The sequence below is a fragment of the Psittacicella hinzii genome (assembly GCF_003585885.1).
GTDB lineage: Bacteria > Pseudomonadota > Gammaproteobacteria > Enterobacterales > Psittacicellaceae > Psittacicella.
On the sequence record NZ_NRHC01000141.1, the window covers coordinates 1 to 5491 of the forward strand.

3 protein-coding genes are annotated in these 5491 nt (G+C 34.9%); all 3 read left to right on the forward strand.

The genetic code is table 11. The features are described from left to right. The first annotated feature begins 378 nt into the window (after positions 1–378). The 3 genes from CKF54_RS07745 to CKF54_RS07755 all read left to right on the forward strand — a co-directional run bounded on the left by CKF54_RS07745 (position 379) and on the right by CKF54_RS07755 (position 5175). Positions 379–978: a hypothetical protein gene (locus CKF54_RS07745; RefSeq protein ID WP_119525771.1), complete on the forward strand. Its 600-nt coding sequence runs from the start codon at positions 379–381 to the stop codon at positions 976–978. A 779-nt stretch (positions 979–1757) separates the two neighbouring features. After that, complete coding sequence (locus CKF54_RS07750; protein ID WP_119525772.1) at positions 1758–3392, forward strand: peptide ABC transporter substrate-binding protein; 1635 nt, start codon at positions 1758–1760, stop codon at positions 3390–3392. Between the two features lie 154 nt (positions 3393–3546). Further along, on the forward strand, positions 3547–5175 hold the full coding sequence (locus CKF54_RS07755; RefSeq protein WP_119525773.1) for a peptide ABC transporter substrate-binding protein: 1629 nt from the start codon (positions 3547–3549) through the stop codon (positions 5173–5175). Positions 5176–5491: the final 316 nt, after the last annotated feature.

A 5491-nucleotide genomic window follows, 5' to 3' on the forward strand; every position in this document is an offset into this window, starting at 1 on the left:
TTTTAATTTTAAATCTTTTATCTCCCAGTTCCACCTAGAGCAAATTCTAAGTTGAAACTGGGAGATAGAGCTTATTTACCCCTTACCCCATTTGGGGGAAACCTCAGGGAAACCTCAACCTTTTTCTGAACATCTCTCTGTAGCCCTCTGTAGTCCCGCCCTAGAACTATACCTTGCTTACTAAATACAAATTCCAGTCTCACTCAAATCCACATAAGCCCAACTTTATCTGCTAGCCTCCAGACAGTTTCCTAAAATATCATTTTTCTTAGATATTTGTAACTTCCTAGCTTAATATTTCTCAGTCCTCTCTAAACTTCATTTATAATAAAGATCGTTATAAATTCATAATTAAAGACAGATTTTTAAATTTACTTTATGCAAGCTTTAGATTTTCCAGAATATCTACCTTTTAAAAAGAACTTTCTCTTACACTACAGCCCAAAATACTACTTTAATTACCGTGGTAAAGAAAGTTTATACACCTTTTGGCGCTATGCTTTAGTGCCCCTACTAGTTAGTATTTTATTCTATCTAGGTACAACTAAGATTATCGCTCTCTTTGATTACAGTTCGATTAATCCTGCAGTTGGCGCAAATTTTATTTTCTTCCTATACTTTGTGCTTTTTGTATTACCAACTACTTCAGCAATTGCTCGTCGCTTAAATACGACTAACTTCCATTGGTCAATTTCATTAGTTTTTCTTGTTGCTCTAATTGCTTGTTGGCTAGTGTTTAACGGTAATATTGGAGTATTAGGTTACTATGGAGAAGAGAATATTGAGTTCTGGACAAAACTATCAAATAGTCCATACTTATTGGTACTTACAGCTCTTTACCCTATTCCTTTTATTCTTTGTGCCTCTGACAAAAATAAATTACAGGCAAGTCGTCAAGCTGCTGATGATGAGTTCAATTGGAAAAATCCAAAAGATAAATCTCAAAAACAAGAAGCAAGTAAACCAAAACGTCGTTAGACAGCTAAATGAAATGAGGTTCATAGGTATTGATATCTCTATCTTGATAACTTAGTATCTTCGCGATGCTCCTATCCAATTTTATTAGTCGATTTCAATTAGTCGATTGAAGCTAATCTATTACAAAAGAAGAGTTCAAACTTAAAGTTTGGACTCTTCTTTTTTTGTTTTGAAGTATTGCTACTTTTGCAAGGTTAATTGAAACTATCAACCTAATACCAACATAAAGCTACTACCATTGCGAAGAGCTAAATCATTAACGTGCTGAACTTACAAAAACGCTAAACTTATGAACATGCTGTGCTTATGAACGTGTTGCGTTTACAAACGTGCATAGTTAATTTTCAGACTTAATCTTTCTTTTAAAACCCAGCTTTTTGTTATAGAGATTCTGATAGTTAAAGGAAGTTATTCTTCGAAAAAACCTTAACTTCAATCAGGTTACAAAATATCAGCATGACCTTTTATTGCTTTTATCTGGAAAAGCATTTTTTCCATTAATTTGTGCAAGATATGCTAATATCAATATATACGTGTATAAATTATTTGAAGAAAAACTAATTAAAACCTTCTCCATTATTTCATTTCTCTTTTTACTGCTCCTGCTTGGTTAATAGCAGATGTCAAAAGTAAGGGAAGAACGAAATAGTCCGGTCTTTAATTAGGTTTTTTAACGTAATTTAGCTATTCCGCAAATTCTCTAAGGTATAAGAATTGTAACAATGGAGTAAGCAACAAAGATTCTTTGTTGCCCTCCTAGAAAGATATAAGGATTTTCCATGCTTAAGAATTTTGTAAAATTTACCTTGTTAGCTACAAGCTTAACTACTGCTGGTTTATTAATGACGCCTATGAGTATGGCTGCAGATGTTCCAGAGGGAACAAAATTAGCAGCTAAGCAAACTCTTAACTTACAAATTGGTGATAACCCAAAATCACTTGATCCAGGCTTAGTAAGTGAAAGCATCGGTTCGAGAATTGTTAATAACTTATTTGAAACCTTAACTACTTACGATGCTAAGGGCAACATTGTGCCAGCAGCTGCAGTTTCATGGGAAAGTTCTGCAGATAATAAAGTATGGACATTTAAGTTACGTCCTGATGCAGTTTGGTCTGACGGTACCCCTGTGACAGCCAAAGACTTTGTAACTTCATGGCAACGTTTAGTAGATCCAAATACTGCTTCAGAATATTCTTTCTACCTTTCTGATTTAGGAGTAGTTAATGCAGAATTAATTACAGAAGGTAAAGCGCCAGTAGATTCTCTTGGAGTAAAAGCTCTAGATGATCACACTCTACAAGTTACTTTAGATAAGCCAGTTCCTTGGTTCTTAGAAGCAACGCCAATTTCAAATCTTGCTCCAGTACCAAGTCACTTAATGAAAGATTGGCCAAACTTTAGTAAACTAGTATCAAATGGTCCGTACTTACTTGAGTACAGCATGCCAAATGAAAAATATGTTATCGTTAAGAACCCTAAATTCCACTCTGCTGATAAAACAATTATTACGCAAGTAACTTTTAACGTAGTTAGAAGTGCAAATGACGCTTATAAACGTTTCCAAGCGGGTGACATTGACGCTTTCGCTGTTGAAAATGCTCAATTAAAATCACAGCTACAAAAACAAACTAGTGACAAGTTTAAAGTTGTTGCTGAACCTGGTTCAGTATTAAACTTCTATGAATTTAACTTCAGAGAAGCACCATTTAATGATGTACGTGCTCGTAAAGCGTTATTACTTGCTGTAGACAACAAGGAAATGGCTGAAAAAGTATTCTTAAATAACGTAACGCCAACTTCGTTATGGGTAGCTTCAGCAATACCTGGTGCTAATCAACTAACGCAAGCTCCTTACTTTAATCAACCTATGCCAGAGCGTATTGCTGAAGCGAAAAAACTTCTTGAAGAAGCTGGTTATAGCGCAAGCAATCCGTTAAAATTCTCAATCAATTACAATACTAGCGACACTAATAAGCTAGTAGCAATCATGCTTCAAGCACAATTTAAACGTGCGTTTGGTAATTTAGTTGATGTAAGCATTAACAACCGTGAATGGTCTACCTTCTTATCTGAAAGTCAAAGTGGTGTTTACCCATTCTTCCGTATGGGTTGGAATGCTGACTACTTCGATCCATCAACTTTCTACAGTATTTGGACATCAAATACCCCAATGAACTACGCTGCTTATAAATCTGCAGACTATGATAAACTCTTTGCAGCCCTATACAATACAAGTAGCGCACAAGAGCGTGTTGCTCTTTACCAACAAATGAATGATATCTTAAATAAAGATGTAGTTGGTATCCCATTATTTAGTTCATTAAACGTACACCTAACGGTACCAAACCTAGAAGGTTACACTACTCAAGATACAACTCGTCGTATTTACAATATGTACTTAACCGAGAAGTAATCTAGCTTTTATAAAAAAGATCCTACTTTTGTAGGATCTTTTTTGTATTTTAGGCTTAACTATTAATGAATTTTCTGCTAATATAAAACCTATAGCCTTAAAATTTTATCGTAATTTATAAGCAAATAAACAGGTTTTTTAAGAGGAGTTATTTATGTTGAAATGGCTTAAACTAAGCTTGTTAGTGACAAGCTTAATGGGCACGGGCTTGGTGACAGCTGCCTATGCAGCAAATGTTCCCCAAGGAACTAAGTTAGCAACTACCCAAGTGTTAAACATTGAAGTAGGTGATAACCCAGCTTCATTAGATCCAAATCTAATTAAAGAAACGATTGGTAACCAAATCGGAGCAAACCTTTTTGACCAATTAACAACTTATGATGAGTTTGGTCAATTAGTAGCAGGTGCTGCTCAATCTTGGTCACACTCTGATGACTATAAAGTATGGACATTTAAATTACGTCCAGAAGCTAAATGGTCTGACGGTACCCCTGTAACCGCTAAAGACTTTGTGACTTCTTGGCAACGTTTAGTAGATCCAAACACAGCTTCAGAGTATTCTTACTACCTAGGTGATCTAGGCGTGTTAAACGCTAAAGCAATTAGCGAAGGTACTCTAGATAAAAGTCAATTAGGGGTTAAAGCTGTTGACGATTACACTTTCGAAGTTACATTAGAAACAGCTGTACCATGGTTCTTAGAAGCTACTTCATTAGTGGTACTTTCTCCAATCCCTACACATTTAGTGGCTGAAGGTAAATGGCCAAACTTTAACAACTACGTTGTTAATGGTCCTTATACTTTAAAAGCAGCTGTACCAAATGAAAAGTACACTTTAGTTAAAAATGATAACTATTGGAATGCTGAAAAAACAGTTTTAACTGAAGCAAACTTCTACGTTATCCGTAATGCAAACGATGCTTATAAACGTTTACAAGCTGGTGACTTAGATGCAGTTAAACTAACTACCCCTGCATTAAGACAAGCATTACAAGGTAATACTAAGTACAAAACTTTAGAATCAGCAGGTTCATATACAGTATGGTTTGCTTTTGGTAACAACAAAGCACCATTTAATGACTTAAATGCTCGTAAAGCAATTCTTTACGCAATCAATACTCAAGATTTACAGCAAAAAGTTTTCCGTAAAACAGTACAAGCTACTTCAGTTTATGCTTCTTCAGCTTTACCAGGTGTTGCTGAACATTTAAAACAAGCAGCATACTTTGAAATGCCATATGAGCAACGTGTTACTGAAGCTAAAAAATACTTAGAAGCTGCTGGTTATAACGAAAATAACCCATTAAAATTTGAGATTTCATACAACACTAATGAAATGTACAAAATGGCTTCAATTGCGATCCAAGCGCAATTAAAACAAGTATTTGGTAATGCAGTACAAACAAGTCTGACTAATACAGAATGGTCTACTTTCTTATCTAACCGTCACGCTGGAATCTATGATTTCTTCCGTGCTGGTTGGGGTGCAGACTACTATGAACCATCAACATTCTACGGAATTTGGACATCTAACAACCCAATCAATGATGGTAAATTTAGCTCTGCTGAATACGACAAATTATGGAATGATCTATACACTACGCAAACTAGTGAAGAACGTTTTGCTTTATATCAACGTATGAATGATATTCTAAACGATCAAGCTGCAGCTGTTCCTCTGTACTCACCAGTTGATACTTTTGTAACAGTGAAAAACCTTTATGGTTTAGTAGTTGATGACAACATCCGTCGCCTATTTAACATGTACTTTACTGCAGAGTAAAACAGCCATACTTTGCAAATTAGTACTGTAGCAACTAGGATTTCAAGGAGATTATCTCCGGAAATTATCTAAATCAATCTAGGTTTTTAGAGAGATTTTTATAGTTGTGCATATCTTAAGAAACAGCTAAAGCTAACTAAGATAAAACCTATTAATTTAAAATGCTCATGGAGAATTCCATGAGCATTTTCTAATTTGTAAGTCGGGATTGTGATAACAACTTAGTGTACAGTTTTACAAACTGTTAATTAGGGATTCCCGAAAATCATTGAGCACAATCTAGTTGGCTGTAAAAATTTTATTAAAAATTAAAGTT